At 70.2% G+C, this 23,796-nt stretch carries 20 protein-coding genes and 2 tRNA genes; 15 read left to right on the top strand and 7 right to left on the bottom strand.

What is annotated here, in order from left to right:
- Positions 1–233 precede the first annotated feature (233 nt).
- Both cls and G6G98_RS08370 read left to right on the top strand, forming a co-directional pair.
- Positions 234–1,694 (top strand): cardiolipin synthase, encoded by a 1,461-nt coding sequence (gene cls / locus G6G98_RS08375; RefSeq protein WP_164232661.1) that lies wholly within the window; start codon positions 234–236, stop codon positions 1,692–1,694.
- A gap of 68 nt (positions 1,695–1,762) precedes the next feature.
- Positions 1,763–2,494 carry a hypothetical protein gene (locus tag G6G98_RS08370; RefSeq protein WP_164232663.1) on the top strand — a complete coding sequence of 244 codons (732 nt, stop codon included), beginning with the start codon at positions 1,763–1,765 and terminating at the stop codon, positions 2,492–2,494.
- Here G6G98_RS08370 and G6G98_RS08365 read toward each other — a convergent pair.
- The gene (locus G6G98_RS08365; RefSeq protein ID WP_164232665.1) at positions 2,439–3,506 is read right to left on the bottom strand and encodes a diacylglycerol/lipid kinase family protein; all 1,068 of its coding nucleotides are present in this window, start codon (positions 3,504–3,506) and stop codon (positions 2,439–2,441) included. The genes G6G98_RS08370 and G6G98_RS08365 overlap by 56 nt on opposite strands.
- Before the next feature lie 57 nt (positions 3,507–3,563).
- Here G6G98_RS08365 and G6G98_RS08360 point away from each other — a divergent pair, with 57 nt between their 5' ends.
- Positions 3,564–4,103 (top strand): RNA polymerase sigma factor, encoded by a 540-nt coding sequence (locus tag G6G98_RS08360; protein WP_164232667.1) that lies wholly within the window; start codon positions 3,564–3,566, stop codon positions 4,101–4,103.
- A gap of 37 nt (positions 4,104–4,140) precedes the next feature.
- On the opposite strand, the gene G6G98_RS08355 is transcribed toward G6G98_RS08360, so the two are convergent.
- Positions 4,141–4,521 carry a YybH family protein gene (locus G6G98_RS08355; RefSeq protein WP_067348567.1) on the bottom strand — a complete coding sequence of 127 codons (381 nt, stop codon included), beginning with the start codon at positions 4,519–4,521 and terminating at the stop codon, positions 4,141–4,143.
- A 135-nt stretch (positions 4,522–4,656) separates the two neighbouring features.
- Between G6G98_RS08355 and serS the strand changes: the two genes are divergently transcribed.
- Both serS and G6G98_RS08345 read left to right on the top strand, forming a co-directional pair.
- Positions 4,657–5,928 carry a serine--tRNA ligase gene (gene serS, locus G6G98_RS08350; protein WP_164232669.1) on the top strand — a complete coding sequence of 424 codons (1,272 nt, stop codon included), beginning with the start codon at positions 4,657–4,659 and terminating at the stop codon, positions 5,926–5,928.
- A complete protein-coding gene (locus tag G6G98_RS08345; RefSeq protein WP_164232671.1) occupies positions 5,925–6,761 on the top strand; it encodes an HAD family hydrolase in 837 nt (278 codons plus the stop codon). Before serS ends, G6G98_RS08345 begins: the two co-directional genes overlap by 4 nt.
- Positions 6,762–6,790: 29 nt before the next feature.
- Here G6G98_RS08345 and G6G98_RS08340 read toward each other — a convergent pair whose 3' ends face one another.
- Complete coding sequence (locus G6G98_RS08340) at positions 6,791–7,996, bottom strand: trans-sulfuration enzyme family protein (protein WP_243842043.1); 1,206 nt, start codon at positions 7,994–7,996, stop codon at positions 6,791–6,793.
- A gap of 75 nt (positions 7,997–8,071) precedes the next feature.
- On the opposite strand from G6G98_RS08340, the gene G6G98_RS08335 reads away from it, so the two are divergent.
- Complete coding sequence (locus G6G98_RS08335; RefSeq protein ID WP_067348578.1) at positions 8,072–8,518, top strand: Lrp/AsnC family transcriptional regulator; 447 nt, start codon at positions 8,072–8,074, stop codon at positions 8,516–8,518.
- A gap of 29 nt (positions 8,519–8,547) precedes the next feature.
- On the opposite strand, the gene G6G98_RS08330 is transcribed toward G6G98_RS08335, so the two are convergent.
- Together G6G98_RS08330 and G6G98_RS08325 are read right to left on the bottom strand one after the other, a co-directional pair.
- Positions 8,548–9,957, bottom strand: a complete 1,410-nt coding sequence (locus G6G98_RS08330; RefSeq protein ID WP_067348582.1) for an aldehyde dehydrogenase family protein — start codon at positions 9,955–9,957, stop codon at positions 8,548–8,550.
- Positions 9,954–11,009 carry a homoserine dehydrogenase gene (locus G6G98_RS08325; protein WP_067348587.1) on the bottom strand — a complete coding sequence of 352 codons (1,056 nt, stop codon included), beginning with the start codon at positions 11,007–11,009 and terminating at the stop codon, positions 9,954–9,956. Before G6G98_RS08325 ends, G6G98_RS08330 begins: the two co-directional genes overlap by 4 nt.
- A gap of 253 nt (positions 11,010–11,262) precedes the next feature.
- Here G6G98_RS08325 and G6G98_RS08320 point away from each other — a divergent pair, with 253 nt between their 5' ends.
- Genes G6G98_RS08320 through G6G98_RS08310 form a run of 3 tightly spaced genes read left to right on the top strand, consistent with a single transcriptional unit; the run spans position 11,263 to position 14,687 of the window.
- Complete coding sequence (locus G6G98_RS08320; protein ID WP_164232673.1) at positions 11,263–12,750, top strand: amino acid permease; 1,488 nt, start codon at positions 11,263–11,265, stop codon at positions 12,748–12,750.
- Positions 12,747–13,892: an alanine racemase gene (alr, locus tag G6G98_RS08315; RefSeq protein ID WP_164232675.1), complete on the top strand. Its 1,146-nt coding sequence runs from the start codon at positions 12,747–12,749 to the stop codon at positions 13,890–13,892. Before G6G98_RS08320 ends, alr begins: the two co-directional genes overlap by 4 nt.
- Positions 13,893–13,937: 45 nt before the next feature.
- On the top strand, positions 13,938–14,687 hold the full coding sequence (locus tag G6G98_RS08310; protein ID WP_067348595.1) for an IclR family transcriptional regulator domain-containing protein: 750 nt from the start codon (positions 13,938–13,940) through the stop codon (positions 14,685–14,687).
- Here the strand turns inward: G6G98_RS08310 and G6G98_RS08305 are convergent.
- The gene (locus G6G98_RS08305; protein ID WP_164232677.1) at positions 14,662–15,468 is read right to left on the bottom strand and encodes an IclR family transcriptional regulator; all 807 of its coding nucleotides are present in this window, start codon (positions 15,466–15,468) and stop codon (positions 14,662–14,664) included. The two genes, G6G98_RS08310 and G6G98_RS08305, sit on opposite strands and share 26 nt — an antisense overlap.
- A gap of 93 nt (positions 15,469–15,561) precedes the next feature.
- Here G6G98_RS08305 and G6G98_RS08300 point away from each other — a divergent pair.
- From G6G98_RS08300 to G6G98_RS08275, 6 genes are all read left to right on the top strand, one after another.
- Positions 15,562–15,646: transfer RNA gene (locus G6G98_RS08300), tRNA-Ser, on the top strand.
- Positions 15,647–15,671: 25 nt separating this feature from the next.
- On the top strand, positions 15,672–16,904 hold the full coding sequence (locus G6G98_RS08295; protein ID WP_067348600.1) for an LCP family protein: 1,233 nt from the start codon (positions 15,672–15,674) through the stop codon (positions 16,902–16,904).
- Between the two features lie 98 nt (positions 16,905–17,002).
- A tRNA-Ser gene (locus G6G98_RS08290) sits at positions 17,003–17,094 on the top strand.
- A gap of 94 nt (positions 17,095–17,188) precedes the next feature.
- Positions 17,189–18,661, top strand: a complete 1,473-nt coding sequence (locus tag G6G98_RS08285; protein WP_164232679.1) for a DUF3375 domain-containing protein — start codon at positions 17,189–17,191, stop codon at positions 18,659–18,661.
- On the top strand, positions 18,654–19,328 hold the full coding sequence (locus tag G6G98_RS08280) for a DUF4194 domain-containing protein (protein WP_164232681.1): 675 nt from the start codon (positions 18,654–18,656) through the stop codon (positions 19,326–19,328). Before G6G98_RS08285 ends, G6G98_RS08280 begins: the two co-directional genes overlap by 8 nt.
- Entirely contained in the window at positions 19,325–22,681 is a 3,357-nt protein-coding gene (locus G6G98_RS08275; RefSeq protein WP_067348607.1) for an ATP-binding protein, read from the top strand. Before G6G98_RS08280 ends, G6G98_RS08275 begins: the two co-directional genes overlap by 4 nt.
- Before the next feature lie 67 nt (positions 22,682–22,748).
- Here the strand turns inward: G6G98_RS08275 and G6G98_RS08270 are convergent, their stop codons facing one another.
- Complete coding sequence (locus G6G98_RS08270) at positions 22,749–23,756, bottom strand: ABC transporter substrate-binding protein (protein ID WP_067348611.1); 1,008 nt, start codon at positions 23,754–23,756, stop codon at positions 22,749–22,751.
- Positions 23,757–23,796 lie beyond the last annotated feature (40 nt).

Below are 23,796 nucleotides of genomic sequence, written 5' to 3'. Positions count from 1 at the left end.
CTCACAGCGCCGATGGTACTGCAGGGGGGACCCTGTGGGAGAGTAGGACACCGCCGGACTCCTTTTAGACAGAAGAGCCACCCAATGTCGGGTGGCTCTTCTGCGTTAACGCGCCGGATCTCAGGCAGCGAACCGACGTCGATGGCATCGGTTACTGTGTAGCCAGTGCACCCATCGCGGTCACGTGAGCTGCCGGCGATCGTCGTCGTGCCGAACCGCCCGGGAGGAACAGGATGACACCTGACACCTGGGGCTGGTGGATCGCGGCCTTCCTCTTCGCGCTCGACATCGGCATCCGCATCACGGCGATCATCGTCGTGCCCCGCAACCGTCGTCCGACAGCGGCGATGGCCTGGCTGCTCGCCATCTTCTTCATCCCCCTCGTCGGCGTCCTCCTCTTCCTGCTGATCGGGAACCCGCGTCTCCCGCGCGCCCGCCGGCGCAAGCAGGATCAGATCAACGCGTACATCGCGGACACCAGCGAGCATCTGCACTTCGGCACCCTGCGTCCCCACGCTCCGAGCTGGTTCCCGCCTCTGGTCGAGATGAACCACCGGCTGGGAGCGCTGCCGCTCTCCGGCGACAACGGGGCGCACCTCATCTCCGACTATCAGCGATCGCTCGACGAGATGGCCGACGCGATCCGGCAGGCCACCGAGTACGTGCACGTCGAGTTCTACATCCTGCAGTCGGACGCCGCCACCGACAACTTCTTCCGAGCGATGGAGGAGGCGACTGCTCGTGGCGTCGAGGTCCGGGTGCTGCTCGACCACTGGGCGAACCGGTGGAAGCCTCGTTACCGCAAGACGATCCGCCGCCTCGACGAGATGGGGGCCGTCTGGCATCTGATGCTGCCCGTGCAGCCGTTCAAGGGCCGGATGCAGCGCCCCGACCTCCGCAATCACCGCAAGCTTCTCGTGGTGGACGGCACGGTCGCCTTCCTCGGTTCGCAGAACATCACCGACTCCACCTACAACCTGGCCAAGAACATTCGGCGGGGCCTGCACTGGGTCGACCTCATGGTCCGCATCGACGGCCCGGTCGTTCTCAGCGTGAACGCGATCTTCCTCGCCGACTGGTACAGCGAGACCGACGAGGTGCTGCAGGAGATCGACATCACCCACGCCGCGGCGGGCAGCGGCGACCTGGACTGCCAGGTGGTCCCGTCCGGCCCCGGGTTCGAGGTCGAGAACAATCTCCGGCTCTTCCTCGGGCTGCTCTACGCCGCCAAGAAGAAGATCATGATCGTCAGCCCCTACTTCGTGCCGGACGATGCCCTGCTGCTCGCCGTGACCGCGGCGGTCGACCGCGGGGTCGAGGTCGAGCTGTTCGTCTCCGAAGAAGGCGATCAGGCCATGGTCTATCACGCGCAGCGCAGCTACTACGAGGTCCTGCTCAAGGCCGGCGTGCGCATCTGGATGTACCGCAAGCCGTACATCCTCCACACCAAGAGCCTGACGATCGACGACGACGTCGCCGTCATCGGCTCGAGCAACATGGACATGCGCTCCTTCGGCCTCAACCTGGAGGTCTCGATGCTCGTGCGCGGCGATGAGTTCGTCGCCGAGATGCGCGTCGTCGAGGAGCAGTACCGGTCCCTGAGCCGTGAGCTGACCCTGGAGGAGTGGCAGCAGCAGCCGCTGCGATCGAAGGTGCTCGACAACCTCGCCCGGCTCACGTCCGCCCTGCAGTGAACCCGACGCCGTCTCCGACGCGCCGGAGATGGCTGTCGCCGGAATATCGGCACGGGTAGCCTGAGGGCATGAGCATCCGTTCACGCCTCGGCGTCACCCTGTCCGCGTTCGCGGCCGTGCTGCTTCTCGCCGGCTGCGCGACCACGCCGGGCGTCGAGAGCCCGACGAGCACTCCGACGTCTGCGCCCGACGACAGCGACGGCGGCGACGACTTCGGGGACGTCGAGGGCGTCCTGCTCGATGACGGCCGCATGTTCGCGGTCATGACCTGGGGCTCATCCACCTGCGTCCCGCAGGTGGATGAGGTCTCAGCAGAGGGGCAGAAGGTCGCGGTGACCCTGGTGGACCAGGGCGACGCCGGTCAGGTCTGCACGGCGGACATGGCGCCGCGGGCGAGCATCGGCGCGCTGCCGGAGGGAGTCGACCCGACGCTGGAGGTCACGCTCGCCGTCACGTACGGAGAGCTGACGGGAGAGGTGGACCTCGACGGCGACGCCGAGTTCACCGGCATCCCCGGGTCCCCCACCGACTACGCGCCCTCCGCGGGCTGGATCGGAGACGGCACGCTGGTGCTGCTGACCTGGGGCTCCTCGGGCTGCCCGCCGGAGGTGGAGTCCATCGAGGGCGCGGGGAACGCCGGCACGGTGACCTTCGTCACCGACGACACCAAGATGTGCACGATGGACATGGCACCCCGGGCGACGCTCCTCGCCTTCGGCGACGACCAGGTCGAGGACGACGACTTCACGCTGACGATGGTCGGCGGCGGGCTCGACGGGACGGTCTCCGTCCGAGGCTGAGCGGTGACGCCGGTCCGAAGCCGGCGACCGGATGCCCGGCGGGCAGGGCGAGCAGGAGCGCGCCCGGATCGACGCTGCACGTGATGCGCACAGCCTCCCCGAACTCGTCGCCGTCGAGCTCGATCGGGACCGGCTTCGTCGCCGCGGCCTCGGCCGCCCTTCCCTGGAAGTAGTGCACCGAGGCGTCCTTGCCGCGACGCTCGAGCACCCGGCGGCCCGCGCGGAACCGCAGCAGCACCGAGTTGTCCCACCAGATCTTGCGCCACACGCCCAGCCACCCGAAGGCGCCGCTCGGCTGGATGACGGCCACGTCGAGCACGCCGTCGGAGATCGACGCCTCAGGGATCAGCGAGATGCCGGCCGGCAGCGTGCCGCAGTTGGCGAACAGGATGCTCTGCACCTTCGTCGTGTGCAGCCGGCCTTCGTCGATCTGGAAAACGGAGCGGAACGGCTCCGCCGTCACCAGGGAGCGCGCCGCCCCGTCGACGTACGCGATCCACCCGACCGACTTCTTCAGATCCGGCCGTGTGTTCGCGATCATGTCGGCATCCAGCCCGATCCCGGCGAGGACCACGAAGGCGTGACGCTCCTTCGTGCCGTCCGCGCGGGTCACCCCGGCCCAGCCGATGTCGATCGGATGCCGGAAGTCGCCGAGAGCCGCACGGACCATCTCCGCCGGGTCGCCCAGGGGCAGGCCGAGATTGCGCGCGAGCAGGTTGCCGGTGCCGCTGGGGAGGATCGCGAGCGGCACTCCGGTGCCGGCGATCGCCTCGGACACGGCCCGCACGGTGCCGTCGCCGCCGGCGACCAGAACGACGTCCACGCCGCGGGCGAGCGCGTCGGCGGTCGCCCCCTGACCGGCATCCTCGATCGTCGTCGGGTAGAACGCCGGATGCTCCCACCCTGCGTCCCGCGAGAGGGCGCGCACCGTTGCCCGCAGCTGCTTCTCGTTCACCTTGATCGGGTTGTAGACGAGCGCCGCCTGTCGTCGGGCGGAAGGGCGGGTCGTCATGGCGCTACTCTAATCCCGGCACCCGCGGGGCCGCCGCGAAGGAGCGAGGAGGACGGAATGGGCACGCCGTCGCAGGAGGAGAGGGCAGACGCCGGGCGTCGCCTCCTCACGAGCATGATCACCGACGAACCGCAGCGGCTGCGGCGTCGCGGTATCTCGCTCGGCGTGCCGATCGATGACGCGGACGACGTCGCCCAGCTGGCGCTCCTGCGTGCCTGGCGCTCGGTCGAGACGCTCGAAGCGCCGGAGCCGGGAAGGGTGTGCTCCTGGCTCGACGCGATCGCCAGGAACGCGGCGATCGATCTCGCGCGGCAACGGGCGCGCCGCCCCGACGCGCCCCTCGACGAGGACGTTCCGGGCGAGGAGAGTGTCGCCGGTGCGGTGGAGATCCGGATGCTGCTCGACGGCGCGCTGGCCGCGCTGCACGCCCTGCCCGGCACCCTTCGCGAACCTCTGCTGCTCGCCGTCGTCGACGGCCTCAGCACTGCCGAGGTCGCCGCTCGGCTCGGCATCGCGCCCGCGACGGCGCGGCAGCGCATCTCCCGCGCGCGCAAGGCCATGAACGCCTGCCGGCGATCCGGGATGGGAGAGGGCTGAGGAGGCCGGCGGTGCCGGTCTCCTCAGCCGCGAGGCGTCAGGCCGTGCCGAACGGGTTGTCGACGGCGTACCGCCAGCCGTGCTCCTCGCTGTGCACCGCGACGTCCGCCGTGGTGCCGGCGAGGGCGATCTCGGAGCCGTCCGGGCCGGTGCCCGTGATTGACCAGTCCGCGATCGCGAGACCCGTTCCCGCGCTCTCGAAGACGTGGCGCACGGTCATGGCGATCGGAAGGTTCAGCCCGAGGAACTGCTCGAGGGCGCCGCGGACGGCATCCTCGCCGGTGACGGCATGACCCGGTGCAGGGACGAAGACGACGCCCGGGGCGTTCAGCGCCATGAGGCCATCGAGATCGCGCGCGTTGAAGCGGTCGGCGAAGGCGAGGTTGAGCTGGTCGAGGGAGGTGACGGGAGTGCTCACGATGTTCCTTTCAGGAGGGGCGGCCCGGTGCGGGCCTCAGGGAGGAAGACGTCGTCGCGGAGAAGTTGTGACAGGATGATCCGCGGCGGCCCCTGCGCGGGAGGCAGGCCAGTGCGCGCCCCGTAGAATCGAGTGATGATCGACCTCGCACTCCTCCGCGACCAGCCCGAGATCGTCCGTCGCTCGCAGGCCGCCCGCGGCAACGACCAGCTCACCGTCGACATCGCGATCGAGGCCGACCGATCGCGCCGTGCCGCGCTGGCGGAGTTCGAGGAGCTCCGCGCCGAGCAGAACGCCTTCGGCAAGAAGGTGGCGCAGGCGCCGAAGGAGGAGAAGGCCGCCCTCGTCGCGCAGGTCAAGGACCTCGCCGACCGCGTCAAGCAGGCCCAGGTCGCCGCGAACGAGGCCGCCGATGCGGCATCCGCTGCGCTCGCGAAGATCGAGAACGTCGTCATCGACGGCGTCCCGGCCGGCGGGGAGGCGGACTTCGTCGAGCTCCGCCGGGTCGGCGAGGTGCCCGCGTTCGACTTCGAGCCGCGCGACCACCTGGAGCTCGGCGAGATCCTCGGCGCGATCGACATGGAGCGCGGCGCCAAGGTGTCCGGCGCGCGGTTCTACTTCCTGAAGGGGGTCGGCGCGCGCCTCGAGATCGCGCTGATGAACCTTGCGCTCGACAAGGCGCTGCAGAACGGCTTCGTGCCGCTGATCACCCCGACCCTGGTCCGTCCGGAGATCATGCAGGGCACGGGCTTCCTCGGCGAGCACGCCGACGAGGTGTACCACCTCGATAAGGATGATGACCTCTACCTCGTCGGCACCAGCGAGGTCGCGCTCGCCGGCTACCACAAGGACGAGATCGTCGACCTGTCAGGCGGCGCCCTCCGCTACGCCGGATGGTCGACCTGCTACCGCCGCGAAGCGGGATCGCACGGCAAGGACACCCGCGGGATCATCCGCGTGCATCAGTTCAACAAGCTCGAGATGTTCGTCTACACGACGCCTGCGGACGCGGAGGCCGAGCACCTGCGGCTCGTCGCCCTCCAGGAGGAGATGCTCACGTCGCTCGGCCTCTCTTACAGGGTGATCGACGTCGCCGCCGGCGACCTCGGCTCGAGCGCGGCACGGAAGTACGACATCGAGGCATGGGTTCCGACCCAGGGCGCCTTCCGCGAGCTCACGTCCACGTCGAACTGCACGACCTTCCAGGCCCGCCGCCTCGACGTGCGACACCGGCCGGAGGAGGGCGGCAAGACCGCGCACGTGGCCACGCTGAACGGCACGCTTGCCACCACGCGCTGGATCGTCGCGCTGCTGGAGACGCACCAGCAGGCCGACGGCTCGGTGCGCGTTCCGGAGGTGCTCCGTCCCTATCTCGGCGGACTCGAGGTCCTGGAGCCGCTGGCGTGACGGACCCTTCGACCGGCTCAGGGCCCCGGTGGCTCATCGGCCTCGACGTCGACGGCACCATCCTGTTGCAGGACGAGACGATGAGCCCCGGGGTGCCCGAGGCCGTCGCGCGCCTGCGGGACGCCGGGCACGAGGTCACGATCGCCACCGGCCGCAGCTGGATGGCGACCCGGCGCTATGTCGAGGAGCTCGGCCTGACCCCGGCCTTCGTCGTCTGCTCGAACGGCGCGGTGACGATGCGCAGGGTGGGCGACGACTGGGAGCGCTGGAGCGTCGAGACCTTCGACCCGTCCCCGGTGCTGGGGCTGCTGCGCGAGCGGCTGCCGGACGCCCGCTACATGGTCGAGCTCGGCTCCGGTCAGCGGCTGTACACGCAGCACCTCGACGACTGGACGCTCGACGGCGGACGACAGGTGGACTTCGACGAGCTCGGCGCCCTTCCGGTCTCCCGCATCGTGGTGGTCTCGCCCGGCCACGACGAGGAGGACTTCCACCGGCTGGTGGCGGATGCCGGCCTCAACGAGGTCTCGTACGCGATCGGCTGGACGGCGTGGCTCGACATCGCCCCGCAGGGCGTGGACAAGGGCACGGCGCTGGAGCGCGTGCGCGCAGAGCTCGGCTTCGAGGGCGGCCGCGTGCTCGTCGCCGGCGACGGCCGCAACGACATCGGGATGTTCGGCTGGGCGCGCAGCCTGGGCGGACGCGCGGTGGCGATGGGGCAGGCCCCCGCCGAGGTGAAGGATGCCGCAGGCGAGATCGCCGACGACGTCGCGGATGGCGGTCTGGCCGTCGTCCTGGCCACGGTGCCGGTCCCCTCGCCGGCCGCGGGCTGAGCTCCAAGCGCGACCCAGAACGACTCGCGTCAGCCGAACGTCGCGTCGAGGGCGGCGCCGAGATCCTCGATGAGGTCGCCGGTGTCCTCGATCCCGACCGACAGCCGGAGGTGACCGTGCCTGCGGAACGGCTCGGGGTAGGTCACCACGCGACCGCCCTCCGTGCCCGTGTGCACGATCAGCGAGTCGTCGTGTCCGAGCGAGAAGCCGGACGTGATCAGGCGCAGCCGCGCCACGAAGGCGTTCTGCACGTCCGGTGAGCCCTTCACCGCGAACGCCATCATCCCGCCGAAGCCGCGGCCGCCGAACTGACGGACCGCGAGATCGTGCTCGGGGTGCGTGGGCAGGCCGGGGTAGAAGATGTACTCGACCCGCGGGTCTTCGGCGAGGAACGCGGCGATCCGCTCCGCGGAGGCGAAGTGCTGGCGCAGGCGCAGGGGGAGCGTCACCGAGCCGCGCTGGATCTGCCAGGCGTTGAACGGGGAGATCACGCCGCCGACGTCGACCATGGCATCGGCCTTGATCGGCTCGATGAGCTCCCTCCGGCCGGCCACCGATCCGCCCATCGCATCGCCGTGGCCGTTGATGTACTTGGTCAGCGAGTGCACCACGAGGTCGGCTCCGTGCGCGATCGGCCGGTAGAAGGGCGGCGGCGTGAACGTCGAGTCCACCATGAGGATCGCGCCGGCCGCATGGGCGATCTCGGCGATCGCACTGACGTCGGCGACCTTCGTGGTCGGGTTGGCGATCGCCTCGATGCAGACGAGACGCGTGTTCGGGCGCATCGCCGCCCGCACGGCGTCGAGGTCGCCGATGTCGACGAAGGTGGCCTCGAGGCCGTAGCGGCGGGGGAGCAGCTCGGTCCACAGCCGCCAGGTGGCCTCGTAGGTCACATCGCTGACGAGAACGTGGTCGCCGGCGCTGACATGCGTGAAGAACACCGCGTGCAGGGCCGCCACCCCCGACGCGAGGGCCACAGCATCCTCCGCTCCGTCGAGAGCGGCCAGCTTGGCCTCCAGGCCCGCCTGGTTGACGCCCGTGTTCCGGGTGTAGAGGCCGGGGGCGGTCGCAGACCAGCTGATGTCGCTCGGGTCGTCGGGCAGCTGATAGGAGTTCGCCATCACGAGGGGCGTGCGCAGCGCCAGGGTGGAGTCCAGCCGGATGCCGGCATGCACGGCCATGCTGAGGTCGGCCAGGCTGCTCGGGTCGGTGCGGTCGGGGCGTGGGGTCATCATCTTCTCGCTTCGGTAACCGTTGTATGCATGATATACATATGTTCGTGCTGATAATGCACATAGGAGGAGCGAAACATGGATGTCCCGCTCGACCGGATCGATCGTGAGATCGTGGCTCTCCTCACGGAGGACGCCCGGATGCCGCTCGTCGCGCTTGCGGCGCAGGTGCACCTGTCGCGCAACGCGGTCAAGCAGCGCATCGAGCGCATGGAGCGCCACGGCGTGATCGGCGGCTACACCGTGGTCCCTGGCCGTTCAGCCGCGCCGGCGGCCACGGCGTTCGTGCTCGTGTACCGCTCCGACCGGATGCGCGGAGCCGGCGTCATCGCCGAGCTCGCCGGCATCCCGGAGGTCCGTCGCTGCGACGTGCTCTCCGGCGACTTCGATCTGCTGGTCCTGCTCGAGGCGGAGTCGATGGACCGCGTCGGCGCAGTGTGGGAGCACATCGCGGGGCTCCCCGGAGTGGCGAACACGGTGACGGCCGTGTCGCTGGCGAGGGTCGTCGACCGGCCGGCGCTCTAGGGCGGCGCGAGGCGCGCCGCCCCGGCGCGTCAGGTGCTGATGCAGACGACCTTGGGCTGCGTCATCTCCTCGTAGGCGAAGCGCACCCCCTCGCGGCCCATGCTGCCGTACTTCGCCCCGCCGAACGGCATGCTGTCCACGCGGTAGTCGGAGGAGTCGTTGATCATCACTCCGCCGGCCTCGAGAGCATCCGCCACTCGCAGCGCTCTCGCCAGATCGGTCGTGAAGGTCGCTGCGTGCAGCGCGTACTCCACGTCGTTCGCGACGGAGATCGCCTCCTCCTCCGTGTCGAAGGGTGCGAGCGCGACAACCGGCGCGAACGCCTCCTCGCGCCACAGCGGGGAACCGGCGTCCACCGATTCGACGACCGTCGGGAAGTACAGCGAGCCGAGGCGGCGGTGACCGGTGAGCACCCTGCCCCCGGCGCGCACCGCCTCCGCCACCGCCTGCTCGGCGCGGACGGCGGCCTCCTCGGAGATCATCGGCCCGACATCCGTCGCCGGGTCGGACGGGTCACCGCTCCGGAGTGCGGCCGTCTTCGCGACCACCAGATCGCGGAAGGCCTCGTAGGCCGGCCGCTCGACGAGGATGCGCTGGACGCCGACGCAGTTCTGCCCGGCCGCCCAGAAGGCCCCGGAGACGCACGCCTCCGCCGCCGCGGCGAGGTCTGCGTCGGCGAACACCAGCACCGGGGCGTTGCCGCCGAGCTCCATGGCAAGGCGCTTGATCCCGGCCGAGCGCGCGATGGCCTCTCCCGTCGCGAAGCCGCCGGTGAAGGACACCATGCGGACGTCCCGCGAGCGGACCAGAGCCTGGGCGACGTGACGATCGCCGTGCACGACCGTGACGATCTCGTCCGGCATCCCGGCCTCGATGAGGATGTCCACGAGCAGCCGAGCGGTGAGCGGGGTGAGCTGAGAGGGCTTGAGGATCACCCCGTTGCCGCCCGCGAGCGCCGGACCCAGCTTGTGCGCCACGAGGTTCAGTGCGTCGTTGTACGGCGTGATCGCGAGGATGATGCCGAGCGGTTCCCTGGTGAACCATCCCCTCCGGTCCTCGGAACCCTCGAAGGCGTCGAAGGGGATGACCTCGCCCTCGCCCGATCGTGCGGACTCCGCGGAGAGCGACAGGGTGGTGACGGCTCGCCGCACCTCCTTGCGCGCCTGGGTGATGGTCTTGCCCGCCTCGTGCACGATGAGGCCGGCAGCCTCCTCGGCGCGTTCGCGGAGCAGGCCGGAAGCGCGATCGAGGATCCGGTGGCGGGCGAAGCGCGGCAGGTCGCGGGACAGCGACGCCCCGAGGCGGGCGCGCGCCAGGATGTCCGGGACGTCGGCGGTCGTGCTCTGGTCGAGCCGGGCGAGGACGCTGCCGTCGTAGGGGTCTGTCACCACGAGCGGCCCGGTCTCCTCGATGAGCGAGGCGGGGGCCGGGGCGCTCATCGGACGACCTCCGCGCGCGCCCGCTGCCGGGCGTCGATCGCGATGATGTCGGACAGCAGCGCGTACGCCGTCTCCTCGCGCCCGGCACCGGGCCCGGACATCGTCACCGTGCCGAGCAGGTCGCTGGTGATGGCCACGGCGTTGGTGGCGCCTGAGATGCCGAACAGCGGATGATCCGCGTCCAGAAGGAGAGGCTCGACGGATGCGGAGATCCTGCCCGCGTCGTCACGGGCGACCGTGCCGACGAGCTTCCAGCGTCGGCCCTCCGCCGCGGCACGGGCGACTTCCTCCGGGCGGATGCCGTCGATGCCCCGGCGCTCGACGTCGTCGACGCCGAGTCCGGCGCCGAACAGCTCGTTCGCGAGGATGACCACCTTCAGCTGCACGTCCGATCCCTCGATGTCGGCCGTGGGGTCGGCCTCCGCGAAGCCGAGGGCCTGGGCCTCGGCGACGGCATCCGCCAGCGGGAGGCCCGCCTCCATGCGGCCGAGGACGAAGTTGCTCGTGCCGTTGAGGACGCCCTGGACGCGAGAGATCCTGAGGCCCTTCATGGTCTCCTTCGCGAGGCGCAGCACCGGGGTGCCGCTCATCACGGAGCCCTCGTACTCGAAGCGGACGCCGTTCTCCGCGGCGAGCCGGTTGAGAGCCGCCGCGGCGAGGGCGACCGGTCCCTTGTTCGTCGTCGTGACGCTCTTGCCGCTCGCCAGCGCTGCGCGGACGTGCGAGACGGCGGGCTCGCCGTCGACCGGGTTGGTGAAGGTGGCCTCGACGACGATGTCGGCGCCGCACGCGCGGATCACGTCCTCGTTCTGCGGCACGGCCTCGCCACCGGGAAGCCCGGCGAAGGTGGCGCCGACGGGCAGCGTCAGCACGTGGTGCAGGTCGATGCCGTCCTGCTGCACGAGCGAGCCGAGGCGGAGGTCGGTGATGGCGACGACGCGCAGGGTGAAGCCCAGCTCGTCGGCGAGCGCGTCGCCGCGATCGCGGATGATCTCGGCGAGGGCGCGGTTCACGCCGCCGAATCCGATGAGTGCGAGGTCGTGGTGGTTCACGGGAAGCTCCTTCGTTGACACGGGCAGGACTCCATGCTGATTCCGCGCCGTGTCCGTGCACCCCTGCCGGAACGGCCGACCGCACTGCCGTTCCGGCGGTCCGGGTGCCGCGATGGACAAACCCGGCGGAAGCGTCGGACATGCTTGCCTGCCGGTGTCACGCGCGGTAACGTCGCCGAGCAATCACCCGAAATGTGCGATATTGACACGTGGATGTGCCGAATATGCACCTGTGACTCGATTGAGAGACCCGATGACACCTCTTCCCGGGGAGAAGGAACTCCCCAACGTGCTGCCGCGGACCACGGCGACGCAGGTGCCTCTGCGCACCCTGCAGCGATCGATGGACGCCCGGCACCTCATCATGATCGCCCTCGGCGGAGTGATCGGCTCCGGCCTCTTCCTCAGCTCGGGCTACACCATCTCCCAGGCCGGCCCGCTCGGCGCGATCATCGCCTACCTCATCGGCGCCTTCGTCGTGTGGCTCGTGATGGCCTGCCTCGGTGAGCTCGCGGTCGCCTACCCCGTCTCGGGGGCGTTCCACATCTACGCGGTGCGCTCGATCGGTCCAGCCACCGGCTTCACCACGGCCTGGCTGTACTGGCTCTGCTGGGTCGTGGCGCTCGGGTCCGAGTTCACGGCATCCGGCATCCTCATGCAGCGCTGGTTCCCCGGCGTGCCCGTGTGGGTGTGGTGCCTGATCTTCGCCGCAGTCCTCTTCGGGCTGAACGCGATCTCTGCGCGGGTGTTCGGCGAGGCGGAGTTCTGGTTCTCGCTCGTCAAGGTCATCGCGATCGTCGCCCTCATCGTGCTCGGGGGCGCGGCGATCTTCGGCATCACGCCGCTGTCGGCCGAGCACCCCGGCGCCGTCCTGCTCGGCAACTTCACGACGCCGGACGGGCTGTTCCCGCACGGAGTCAGCGGCGTGCTGATCACCTCGCTCGCCGTGTTCTACGCCTTCAGCGGCTCTGAGCTCATCGGCGTGGCCGCCGGGGAGACCAAGGACCCGGCGAAGAACATCCCGAAGGCCCTCCGGTCGACGGTCCTGCGCCTGGTGGTTCTCTTCGTCGGGTCGATCGCCGTGATCGCGGCGATCCTGCCCTACGACCAGGCGGGCGTCACCAGCAGCCCGTTCGTCGACGTCTTCGAGTACGTCGGCGTGCCCTTCGCCGCCGACATCATGAACTTCGTCATCATCACGGCGCTCCTCTCCGCCGGCAACAGCGGCCTGTTCTCGTGCGCCCGGATGCTGTTCTCCCTGGCGGAGGAGGGCCACGCGCCGCGCGGGCTGACCCGGCTCACCCGGCGCGGCGTGCCGATCGTCGCCCTCGCGGTCAGCATCGTCGTCGGTCTCGTGTCGCTGCTGACGAGCGTCATCGCGGCCGACACGGTCTACCTCGTGCTCGTGTCGATCGCCGGCTTCGCGGTCGTCGCGGTCTGGATGTCGATCGTCGCCTCCCAGTTCTTCCACCGCCGGCGTCTCCTCCAGGAAGGCGGCCGGGTGGAGGATCTCGCCTACCGCACGCCGTTCTATCCGGCGCTGCCGATCCTCGCGTTCGTGCTGCTGTTCATCTCGGTGGTGGCGATCGCGTTCGATCCCAACCAGGTCGCCGCGCTCTACTTCGGCATCCCGTTCGTCGGCGCCTGCTACCTCTGGTTCTGGCTGCGCCATGGCCGGAAGCGTCACGCCGGCGGCTCGCCCGTGGAGCCGGATGCCGTCACCACCGGAGCAGGTGAGTGAGGAGATCTCCCTCAGCGGGATGGGTCGAGGTCGACACGGAGGCGATCGATCGCAACATCCGCACGATCCGCGCAGAACTCGGCGGCCAGGCCGAGTTCTGCGCGGTCGTGAAGGCGGACGGGTACGGGCACGGCGTCGAACTGGTCACGCCGCTCCTCATCCGCAACGGCATCGGCGTGATCGGGTTCACCTCGAACGACGAGGCCGCGCTCGTCCGTTCGCTGGGTTTCACCGGCCGGCTCATGCGACTGCGACCGGGAACCCGCGAAGAGATCGACGACGCACTGCGGCACGGCGTCGAGGAGTGGGTGGGCGGAGTCGAGCACGCCTGCGTGGTCGCGACCGTGGCGCGGGAGCGCCGACGGCGCATCCGCGCTCATCTCTCCCTGAACTCGACCGGCCTGAGCCGCGACGGCCTCGCAGTGGGCGATAGGTCCAGCGATGAGGTGATCCTGAGCGCCATCCGCGACCCCGCCCTGCGCGTGGTCGGCGTCTGCTCGCACTTCCCGTGCGAGGACCGCGCCGATGTGCGCGAAGGCTCCGCGCGATTCGACCGGGAATCCGATGAGGTCATCGGGCTGCTCGGCCCCGGGGCGCCGCGGCCGCAGCGTCATTGCGCCACCACGTTCGCCGCGCTGCACGAGTCCGGCAGCAGGTTCGACATGGTTCGCATCGGAGCAGGGCTCTACGGTGACTCGGACGCCCTCGGCGGAGCGCTGCGTCCGGCCCTTCGCCTCGTCTCCTCGATCGCCGCCATCAACGTCTACCCGGCGGGGAGCACGGTCGGGTATGAGCGCCGTCATCGCCTGACCGACCAGGCGACGCTCGCGGTCGTGCCGCTGGGATATGCGGACGGGTACCACCGCAGCCTGGGCGGCCGAGCCGAGGTCCTCGTGCGCGGGAAGCGGGCGCCCGTCGTCGACCGGCTCGCGATGAACACGTTCATCGTCGATGTCTCCGGCATCCTCGATGCGCGGGTGGGCGACGAGGTCGTCGCGTACGGCGCACAGGGTGCGGACGCGATCACCGCCGCCGACATCGAGCGCTTCACAGGCCACATCGCGGCTGATCTCTACACGGCGTGGGGGCGTCTTCTTCCCAGGGTGCCGGCGACGATCGCTGAGAGGGCGACTGCTGGATAGGATCGGTGCGACGGGCTGGACGCCGGGACGGAGGATGTGCGGCACATGAGCGCTTCCTCTCTCACTCAGGGTCTGGCGCTGCTGGACGCTGCGGTCAGCCAGGAGCGACGGCAGCGTCTCGGGCACAACACGTCCCGGATGGCGGATGCCACGGGCATCGAGCGCAGTCGAGTCTCCCGGCTCGCGCAGGAGCTGCGGGGCATGGAGTTCCTCGACCGGGACGACGCCGCGATCCTGACGGCGGGACCGGCGTTCTTCCGCACGGCGTCCGCGCTCAGCGAACCGTGGCTGCGCGCCTCACGGGCGGCGCTGCGCACGCTGACCGTGCGTCTGCGCGTCGATGCGCTGATCACCGTCGCCGACGATGTGCGCTGCCTGCTGTTGCGGCACGAACGCGCAGCCGACGGTTACGACCCCTCGATCCGTGTCGGTCTGATCACTCCGATCTGGTGCACGGGAGCCGGGCGGGCACTGCTCTGGGACCACAGCCGGGATGAGCTCGAGGAGCTGCTCGGAGCTGTGCAGTTCATCGGCGTCGGCGGTCCGACGGCTCCCCGGTCGCCGGCGCAGGTGCACGCGCTGCAGGAGCGCGACCGTGCTGCGGGCATCGTCACGGCCGCCGAGGAGTACGACCGCGGCATCGACGAGTACGCACTTCCCATCCGGCGTCGGGGAGAGATCGTCGCCTCGATCGCCGTGCGGGATCGCCACCGTCCGTCAGGGCCGTCGAAGGAGATGCGACCGCTGCTCGAGGAGCTCGCGCAGCTCCTCACCGATGTCGCGGAAGCGGGCTGACAGACGCATCCGCGCCGAGGCGGCGCGACAGCGCGGATGCGGCGCGGACGCACGCCGTGCCGCACTCGTCGGACCGGCCGAGCAGTTCGCTCCTGGTGCCGACGATCTGGATGGCGCCGATCACCTCTCCCCGGAAGTCCCAGACCGGGGCCGCGACGGAGTACAGACCCGGTTCGGCCTCCTCATCGACGACCGAATAGCCGCGCCGCCTGTCGTCCGCCAGCCGCTCGAGGAGATCCTCGACGGACCGCGGGGAACGCGGACCCTGCGGGTGGAAGGAAGTGCGGGAGAAGACCGCCCGCACTTCGTCGTCGTCGGCATCCCAGAGCGTGGCGCGTCCGGCGTCGCTGCAGTAGGCCGGGTACGACCGTCCGATCCACGATCCGATCATCCGGGAATCGTCGGGCAGGCTCTCCAGCACGGTCACGGTGCTGTCCCCCTGCAGGACGCCCAGGAACGCGGCTTCGCCGAGTTCGGCCGACAAGGCGTCCAGCACCGGGATGCCGTGCGTGTGCAGCCGGCGATCGGTGAGCTCCGTGGCGGTCGCGTACCAGGTCCAGCCCAGGGCGAGTCCGCGGTCGCGGCGTCGCTCGACGAGACCGAGCGCCGTGAGCGCTGAGAGGGTGCGGGACACCTGTGAGCGCTCGCGGCCGAGATCACCGGCGAGGGCGTTGACGGTCGCCCCTTCACCGGAGGTGCTCCGGCGCGCGAGCGCCGTGATCACATCGAAGCCGCGGCCCATGCTGCTCAGCCGGGGGCCCTCGTTCTCGGCGGTCGACATGCATCGAGGCTAGCGGGTCCAGGTGCCGCCCAGGTCGGCGCGGGAGAATGGAACTCGGCTAGACTCACGCATTGTCGGCAGATTCGTCTGTCGGGAGGGTTGTCCGAGCGGCCGATGGAGCTGGTCTTGAAAACCAGTGGGCAGAGATGTCTCAAGGGTTCGAATCCCTTACCCTCCGCTTCGAATGCACCGAAAGGCCCCGAGTGAGCAAGGATACCCGCCGCCGCACCATCGCGCGTCACGGTCAGCTGCGCTCGCCCGGGGCACTCGGCCAGCTGCTGAAATTCATCGCGATCGGCCTCGCCGTCGTCCTGGTCAGCGGCTTCGGCGTCGCCGCCTACATCGTCTACGATCTCTCCAGCACGGTCACGGCGAACGCGGTCGAGCTCGAGGGCACCGAGGACCTGCCGCCGGACATCGGCGCGTACGAAGGCGGGTTCAACCTCGTCCTCACCGGTGTCGACACCTGTGAGGACGCCTACAAGCAGTACTTCGGCGAACGCTGCACCGGCAAGGACTCGGAGGGCACCCTCAACGACGTGAACCTGCTCGTGCACGTCTCCGAGGAGCCGCGCCGCATCACCGTCGTGAGCTTCCCCCGCGACCTCCAGGTGCCGATCCCCGCGTGCCAGGACGAGGACGGCAACGAGACCTCCGCGATGAGCAGGCAGTCCATCAACGTGGCCTATGGCACCGGCGGGCTCAACTGCGTCGCCAAGACCATCTCCGAGCTCACCGGGCAGGAGGTCCAGTTCGCGGCATCCGTCACCTTCGGCGGCGTGATCGAGATCACGAACGCGATCGGGGGTGTCGACGTCTGCCTCGCCACACCGATCAAGGACAAGTACACCGGACTGGACATGACGGCCGGCAATCACACCATCCAGGGCATCCAGGCTCTGCAGTTCCTGCGCACCCGCTACGGCGTCGGCGACGGCAGCGACCTCGGCCGCATCGGGAACCAGCAGCAGTACATGTCGAGCCTGGTGCGCAAGATGATCAGCAGCGAGACGCTCGGCAACGTGCCGGTCATGCTGAAGCTCGCCAACACGGGTCTGCAGAACACGGAGGCGAGCACCTCGCTCGCGAACAGCCCGATGACGATCGTGCAGATCGCCCTGGCCGTGAAGTCGGTGCCCTTCGAGGACATCGTGTTCCTCCAGTTCCCGACGAACACAGACCCGTACAACGCGAACCACGTGGTTCCGAACGAAGAAGCGGCTGCGGCGATGTGGGACGCGATCGCCCAGAACGCGCAGCTGCAGGTGACCCACGAGAACACCGAGTTCGACGGCGTCATCGTCACCGAGCCGACGCCCACGACCGAGGCGACGCCGGACCCCACGGCCACCCCCGAGAATGTCGTGGCGCTGCCGGACTCGATCAAAGGCAACTCGGCGGCGCAGCAGACCTGTTCGAACGGCAACGTGCGCTGAGCGCGGATCGTCGGCGCCCGGCGATGCCGCCGATTCGTGACCGCTCGCAGGAACAGTTATGATGGCAGGACGCATCCGTGCTCTCGGGCCGGATGCCTGGAGACGTCGCATAGTCAGGCCTAGTGCACCACCCTGCTAAGGTGGAGTCCTCGCAAGGGGACCGAGGGTTCAAATCCCTCCGTCTCCGCCATGGAAATCCCCGCTCCGGCGGGGATTTTCTCGTTCCCTGCCCACCGCGCCCGTCCTGGGCGATGACCGCCCCTGCTTCCGACTAATCTCGTATGGTGACAGCATCCCGGGCCGAAGCCGCATACGCGCGCGCTGTCACCGCATTCAGCACGCCGACGCTCGATCTCCTGTACGGCCGGTTCGCCCCGTTCGTGGTGGCGTCGCTGTCGATCCTCTTCACCGCCGACCGCGCGTCGGTGCCGATCGCCGACGCGCACGCCGAGCTGAGCGAGGTGCTCGACGAGCTGCGCGGTGCGGGTTACGACGAGGACGACCGCAGAGTCCCCGCAGGCAGCGGGCGCGACGTCTGCCGGCACTGGGTGCGCCTGGGCTGGCTGGTGCAGCAGATCGACGACGACGTGGAGGTCTACAGGCTCTCCGCGCACGCCGTGGAGGCCCTCGAGATCGCCGGACGCACCGGCGGCGGCCGCACCCGCGTCTCCAACTCCCGCGTGCGCACCCTCCTCGAGGCCGTCGAGCACCTGGCAGACAGCGCCGAGGCCGACCCGGTCAAGCGTCTCGCGCGCCTCCGCGAAGAGCGGGCCGCCCTGGACGCCGAGATCGAGCGGATCGAGGAGACCGGCCAGGCCGACCCGCTCGACGACGAGGAGCTCCTCGAAGAGGCGGAGAACGTCCTGCACCTCGCCCGCGAGCTCCCCGCCGACTTCACGCGCGTCGCGGAGTCGCTCAAGCAGATGCAGCGCGACGTCGTCGCCCACCTGCGCCGCGACGAGCGCCCCACCGGCGAGGTGCTCCGCGAGTACCTGCAGCGGGCGCAGGACGTCATGCAGTCCACCCCGGAGGGCAGAGCGTTCGCCGGTGCGCTGCGGCTCATCGGCGACCCCGACCGCATCGACGCGCTCACGGCGCAGCTCAGCGGCCTGCTCCGGCAGCCCTTCGCGCAGATGCTCGACAGCGGCCGGCGCGCCGAGCTCGACGCCATCGGCCGTCGTGTCGAACTGGGCGTCGAGGAGGTGCTCGCGGCGCAGCGCCGGGCATCCCACGTCATCACCGGGCAGGTGAAGACCCACGACCCGCTGCGCGACCGGCAGATCGACGATCTGCTCCGAGACGTCATCGCAGGCCTGCATTCTTGGGAGGGCGCCGTCGCCGAGCCGGTGCGCAGCATGCCGCTCGTCGACCTCGGCCACCTCCGGCAGGCGGTGAGCGACATCCGGCCGCCGGGCGCGCCCGCACCGCTGACGGATGCCGCCGACGTCGAGTTCCTCGACGTCGACACCCGAGCCTGGGGCGGGCCGCGGTATGCGGAGCTGGAGGAGTACGTCGCCGGGCTCGGGGAGGAGTTCGACCTCGCGGCGGCCTTCGCCGACGCCGCCGACGACACCCGCCGCCCCGTCGACCTGCTCGGCCTGCTCGAGATCGCCCACCGCAACGGCATGACCGAGAGCGAGGACGTGTCGGTCGTCGAGGCGCTGCGCCCCGACGGCACCACGCGACGGTTCGCATTCGGAGCGGTCACGGCGCGCACCACGACGGCGCGCACCACGGAGGAAGAAGCACATGACTGACCTGGACCTCGAGACCGAGGCGCCCGTCGAAGACCCGTTCATCGCGCCGGTCGCGATGGAGGAGGACATCGAGGAGCACTTCCCCGGCGACCGTGGGACGCTCGACCCGGAGATCCGGCGCGTGCTCGTGCACATCCTGCAGCGGCGGTTCATCGCCGCCGAGCGCAACCGACGCGAATGGACCCTGCTGCTGGAGCACCAGCACGTGATCGAGTCGCGCCTCAACGACCTGTACCTGCGCCTCGTCGTCGACCACGGGCGGGGCTTCGCCTACAAGCAGCAGCTCCGCTCAGACGAGGTCGACATGCCGGTGCTCCTGAAGGACGCGCCGTACTCGCGCGCCGAGACCCTCGTGCTCGTGCACCTGCGCACCGTCTACCAGCGCGAGTCCGCCGCCGGAGAGGCATCCGTCCGCATCGACATCGAGGACGTCGAGCAGACCGTTCTCAGCTACTTCACCGAGGTCGACGGCAGCACCGCCAAGCAGCAGCGCGCGATCCGCGGGGCGATGGACCGCCTCGACCGCGAGGGCATCGTCCACGAGGAGAGCAGCGGCCGCTACCGGATCAGCGCGCTCGTCGAGGTGGTCCTGAGCGCCGAGACCCTGAAGGAGCTCCGAGACTGGCTGCGCAGCCAGGAGCGGGCACAGGAGGTGGTGGAGCGATGACCATGGTCGACACCCTCTTCGGACTCATCCCCGCGGGCTCCCGCGGGCAGCAGTGGGTCGCTGAGGACCTGCAGCTCATCAACTGGGGCGGCTACGACGGCGGCCCCCACCTCGTGCGCTTCTCGCCCGACGCGACGCTGCTCTGCGGCGGCTCCGGCTCCGGCAAGTCCACGCTGATGGACGCGTACATCGCCCTGCTGATGCCGCACACCACGCCCTTCAACGGCGCGTCCAACGGCGGCGTCACCGGCCGTCCCCGCGGCGACGAGCAGCGGAACATCCTCTCGTACGGCCGCGGCAAGATCGACGAGTCCCGCACCGATGAGGGCACGAAGCTCCGGGTGCTCCGCGGAGACGGCGAGGACACCTGGAGCGCCATCGCGATGACGTGGCTCGACCACGACGGATCGCGCTTCACGGCCGTGCGCGCCTGGTACATCCCGGCGGATGCGCGGACCCTCGAGGACACCACCCGCGTGCGGGCCACCGTGAACGGATCCTTCGACCTCTCGCGCCTCGAGCGGGCCGCGGCGCAGCGCCTGTCGGATGCCGCCGTCCGGGCCGCCGGGCTCGAGACGCTCGCGACCGACCGGGAGTTCTCGGCGCGGCTGCACGCCGTGCTCGGCATCGGCGCCGCCGGATCCGGTGCGAAGGCGATCAGCCTGCTGGCGCGCATCCAGGCCGGGCAGCAGATCACCACGGTCGACGACCTCTACAAGAAGCTCGTCCTCGAAGAGCCGGAGACGATGGCGACAGCGGATGCCGTCGTCGCCCACTTCGACGAGCTCGAGAGCACGCGCACGCGGATGCTGACGGCGAAGCAGCAGGTCAGCGCGCTTGAGCCGATCCGCGGCATCAAGCAGCGGATCGCCTCCGCCGCCGAGCGGGTGCGCGTCATCGACGAGGTCGGCGTCTTCTCCGACACCTCTTCCCTCGCTGCGCTGTGGAGCGCGCAGCGCCGCCTCGACCTGCTCCGCGAGGTCGAGGGCGAGCTCGGCGACCGCGCCCGCACGCTGCAGCTCGCCGTCCGGGAGAAGCGCGCCCTCATCGACGCCGCCGAGGTCGAGCGCGAGGGGCTCCTCGACGTGCTCCGGCAGTCCGGCGGCGACCGTCTTGAGACTGCCCAGCGCGAGCTCCGCGTCACGGAGCGCCGACTGGAGGACGTGCGCCGCGAGCGCGAGCGGTTCGACGCCGTGATCCGCGAGCTCGGCGTCGAGGTCGGGTCCGCCGCGCAATTCGAGAGCCTCGTCGCCCGCGTCCGCAGCTCCTCGCCCAACGGCGGCGTGCGCGAGGCCCGTGCCGCGTTCGCGGAGGCGGAGACCGCCCGGCGAGCCGCGATGTCCGAGCGGGATCGCCTGCAGGGCGAGCGCGACCGGACCAGCCGGATGCGCAGCAGCATCCCTCCGCACCTCGACGAATCCCGCAACCTGCTCGCGAAGGCGGCGGGACTCGACCCGGCCGACCTGCCCTTCGTCGGGGAGCTCATCGAAGTGCGCACGGAGTTCGAGCCCTGGCGCGAGGCCTTCAACCTCGCGCTCGGCGGCTTCGCCCGCACCCTCCTCATCGACGTGGCGCACGTCGACGCGTTCCGTGCCGCGATCAACGCCGTCCGCACCCCGGAGCGGCTGAGCTACGAGGGCGTGCACACCGGGCTCGCGGAGATCCGCAGCGCCGACGCCAGGACGCTCCCCGGCCGTCTCGACCATCAGCCGACGCCGTTCACGGGCTGGCTGCAGCAGCGTCTTCAGGAACGCTTCGGGTACGTCTGCGTCGACTCGTCCGCTCAGCTCGCCGACCACGCCAAGGCGCTGACGATCACCGGGCAGGTGTCGCAGGGCAGCCGCGGAGCCCACGGCGGGCAGGGCCGCGCCAACGTGCTCGGCTTCACGAACGATCGCCGGCTCCGCGAGCTCGACGAGCAGCTGCAGGAGCTCGCGGCGCGGTACGAGCGCGCGGCGGCAGCGGCGGCGGATGCCGAGGCGGCGCTCGACCGGATCGAGGCGCAGTCGAAGGCGCACGCGAAGATCGAGGACCTCACCTGGGAGCAGATCGACGTCGCCGCGGTCGAGGCGGAGCGGGAGCGCTGGCTGGCCGTGGAGGCCGAGGTCACGACGGACAGCCCCGAGATCGCTCAGCTGCAGAAGCAGGCCGACGACCTGAGGGCCCGCGCCGCGCGGCTCCGGCAGGAGGAGGCCCGTCTCGCGAGCGACCTCGAGCAGACCCAGGCCCAGTGGGCGCAGGTCACCGACGACGTCGACGCCTGCCAGGGCGTCATCGATGCCGCCGAGGCGGACGACCTCGTGCTGGGGGAGCGGCACGCGTCGTTCCTCGACTCCCGGTTCCTGCTCCTCGACGCCGCGACCCCCACGGCCACGCAGCGTCTGGCGCACCTGGAGACGGCGCTGCGCACCGCCGCCCAGCGCCTGCTCGAGGACCGCCGAGCCGCCGCGGACGCCCACGACGAGCAGCGCGAGAACATGCGCCGGCTGATGACCGGGTTCCTCGAACGGTGGGACAACCTCACGATCCTCCCCGACCCCGACGAGTCGGTCGCCGAGTTCGAGGGCATCCTCGAGGCGCTGCAGACCAACGGGCTGCACGAGCTCGAGACCGAGTGGCGGGACAGCCTGCTCAAGCTCTCCGGCAACGATCTCACGAGTCTCGACTCGACGCTCAGCCGCTCGCTGCGCGAGATCAAGGACCGTATCGACCCGATCAACCGGATCATGTCGGAGCTGCCCTTCTACGACGACGACCACCGGCTGCAGATCACCCCGCGGGAGAACCAGTCGGAAGCCCGCAAGCGGTTCCGCCGGGAGCTGCGCGAAGTCCGCGGGCTCATCGAGTCGGCGTCGACGGATGCCGAGCGCGAGGCGGTCTACCGCAGGATGGGCCGCCTCATCGGCAGGATGCGCCGCACGGCGCCCGACTTCGCCGAGCTCATCGACGTGCGCAATCACGTGCGGGTGAGCGCCGAGCGCGTCCACGCGGTCACGCGACAGCACGTCGCGCTCTACGACCACATCGGCGAGAAGTCCGGTGGCGAGTCGCAGGAGCTCGTCGCGTTCATCGTGGGCGCCGCCCTGCGCTACCAGCTCGGCGACGCCGGAGCGCCGCGTCCGCGCTACGCGCCGGTCTTCATGGACGAGGCCCTCATCAAGGCGGACGCGCACTTCACCAAGCGCGCGATCGGGGCATGGCGCGGGCTGGGCTTCCAGCTCGTGATCGGCGCCCCGAACGACAAGTACAGCGCCATCGAGCCGCACGTCGACGTCGAGTACGACATCCTCAAGGACACCCGCGGGCGCTCCTGGGCCAAGCCGAAGGTGGGGCTTCCGGAGCAGATCGCCTGAACGAGAGAGGGACGGATGCCTCGGGTGTGAGGCATCCGTCCCTCTGGGACGGATCGGCGGTGGCCGATCAGTCGAGCGGGTCGACGCCGAAGTGCTCGGCGAGCTCGGTGATGACGGCGTGCGCGCCCTGGATCGACACGGAGGCCACGAAGGTCGCGTCGTCGACAGGGACGATCTCGCCGGTCAGCTTGGACCACAGCGGGTTCGACTCGAACTGCGCGCGCTGCGCGCGGGAGGCGTCGCCCTCGGCCCCCTCGGGCTCCCAGGCGCTGACGAGGATGACCGAGGCGTCGGCCTGCAGGATCTGCTCGGCGGAGAGGGGGACGAAGATGGTCTCGTCCGTGTCGGGCTGACCCTCCGGGCGGGGGAGGCCCATGTCGGACATGATCTCGCCGATGAACGACGTGCTGGAGTACAGGCGCGCGGTGTCCTCGCCGGCGAAGCGGACCAGCGAATATGTGGCCTCGGGGTCGGCCTCGAGGATCTCGGCGCCGACGGCGGCGGCGCGCTCCTCGTACTCGGCGACGAGGGCTTCGGCCTTCTCCTGCTCGCCGAGCGCCGTGCCGAGGAGGACGACGTTCTCCTTCCAGGTGGGGCCGGTGCTCTCGGAGAAGACCGTCGGGGCGATCTTCGCCAGCTGCGGGTAGAGCGCCTCCTGGCGCACCTTCGCGGAGATGATGAGGTCGGGCTCCAGCTCGAGGATCTTCTCGAGGTCGGGCTCGGCGATGGTGCCGACGTTGACGGCGTCCTTCGTCTCCTCGGTCACGTCGCCGAGGTACGGCGCGAACGGGTTCTCCGGATCCTGGCGGTACTCGGCGTAGCCGACGAGCTCCGCACCGAGGAGCAGGGTCGCGTCGACGTAGCTGGGGTCGAGGGCCACGACGCGCAGCGGGCGCTCCGGAATGGTGGTCTCGCCCATCGCGTGCTCGATCGTGAGCGGGAAGCCGGCATCGGCGGCTGCCGTCGCCTCGGTCTCGGTCTCGGTCTCGGGCGCGGCGGAGGCCTGGCATCCGGCGAGGCCGAGGACCAGGGCGCCGGCGGCGAGGAGGGCGAGTGCGGATCGGAATGGCGACATGACGTGTGACGCAGCTTTCTGAGTCTGGGTAGGATGGGCG

This window comes from Microbacterium hydrocarbonoxydans (assembly GCF_011752045.1).
Lineage (GTDB): Bacteria > Actinomycetota > Actinomycetes > Actinomycetales > Microbacteriaceae > Microbacterium.
Note: the sequence above shows the minus strand (reverse complement) of the source record. Positions and strands in the feature narration are given on the sequence as shown.

Bases quoted from the DNA above. Each gene is read 5' to 3' on its own strand.
- G6G98_RS08340 (WP_243842043.1), bottom strand. From the start codon at position 7,996: ATGATGACCCCACGCCCCGACCGCACCGACCCGAGCAGCCTGGCCGAC.
- G6G98_RS08275 (WP_067348607.1), top strand. From the start codon at position 19,325: ATGACCATGGTCGACACCCTCTTCGGACTCATCCCCGCGGGCTCCCGC.
- G6G98_RS08335 (WP_067348578.1), top strand. From the start codon at position 8,072: ATGGATGTCCCGCTCGACCGGATCGATCGTGAGATCGTGGCTCTCCTC.
- G6G98_RS08320 (WP_164232673.1), top strand. From the start codon at position 11,263: ATGACACCTCTTCCCGGGGAGAAGGAACTCCCCAACGTGCTGCCGCGG.
- G6G98_RS08360 (WP_164232667.1), top strand. From the start codon at position 3,564: ATGGGCACGCCGTCGCAGGAGGAGAGGGCAGACGCCGGGCGTCGCCTC.
- G6G98_RS08365 (WP_164232665.1), bottom strand. From the start codon at position 3,506: ATGACGACCCGCCCTTCCGCCCGACGACAGGCGGCGCTCGTCTACAAC.
- G6G98_RS08305 (WP_164232677.1), bottom strand. From the start codon at position 15,468: ATGTCGACCGCCGAGAACGAGGGCCCCCGGCTGAGCAGCATGGGCCGC.
- cls (WP_164232661.1), top strand. From the start codon at position 234: ATGACACCTGACACCTGGGGCTGGTGGATCGCGGCCTTCCTCTTCGCG.
- G6G98_RS08270 (WP_067348611.1), bottom strand. From the start codon at position 23,756: ATGTCGCCATTCCGATCCGCACTCGCCCTCCTCGCCGCCGGCGCCCTG.
- G6G98_RS08330 (WP_067348582.1), bottom strand. From the start codon at position 9,957: ATGAGCGCCCCGGCCCCCGCCTCGCTCATCGAGGAGACCGGGCCGCTC.
- G6G98_RS08370 (WP_164232663.1), top strand. From the start codon at position 1,763: ATGAGCATCCGTTCACGCCTCGGCGTCACCCTGTCCGCGTTCGCGGCC.
- serS (WP_164232669.1), top strand. From the start codon at position 4,657: ATGATCGACCTCGCACTCCTCCGCGACCAGCCCGAGATCGTCCGTCGC.
- G6G98_RS08310 (WP_067348595.1), top strand. From the start codon at position 13,938: ATGAGCGCTTCCTCTCTCACTCAGGGTCTGGCGCTGCTGGACGCTGCG.
- G6G98_RS08280 (WP_164232681.1), top strand. From the start codon at position 18,654: ATGACTGACCTGGACCTCGAGACCGAGGCGCCCGTCGAAGACCCGTTC.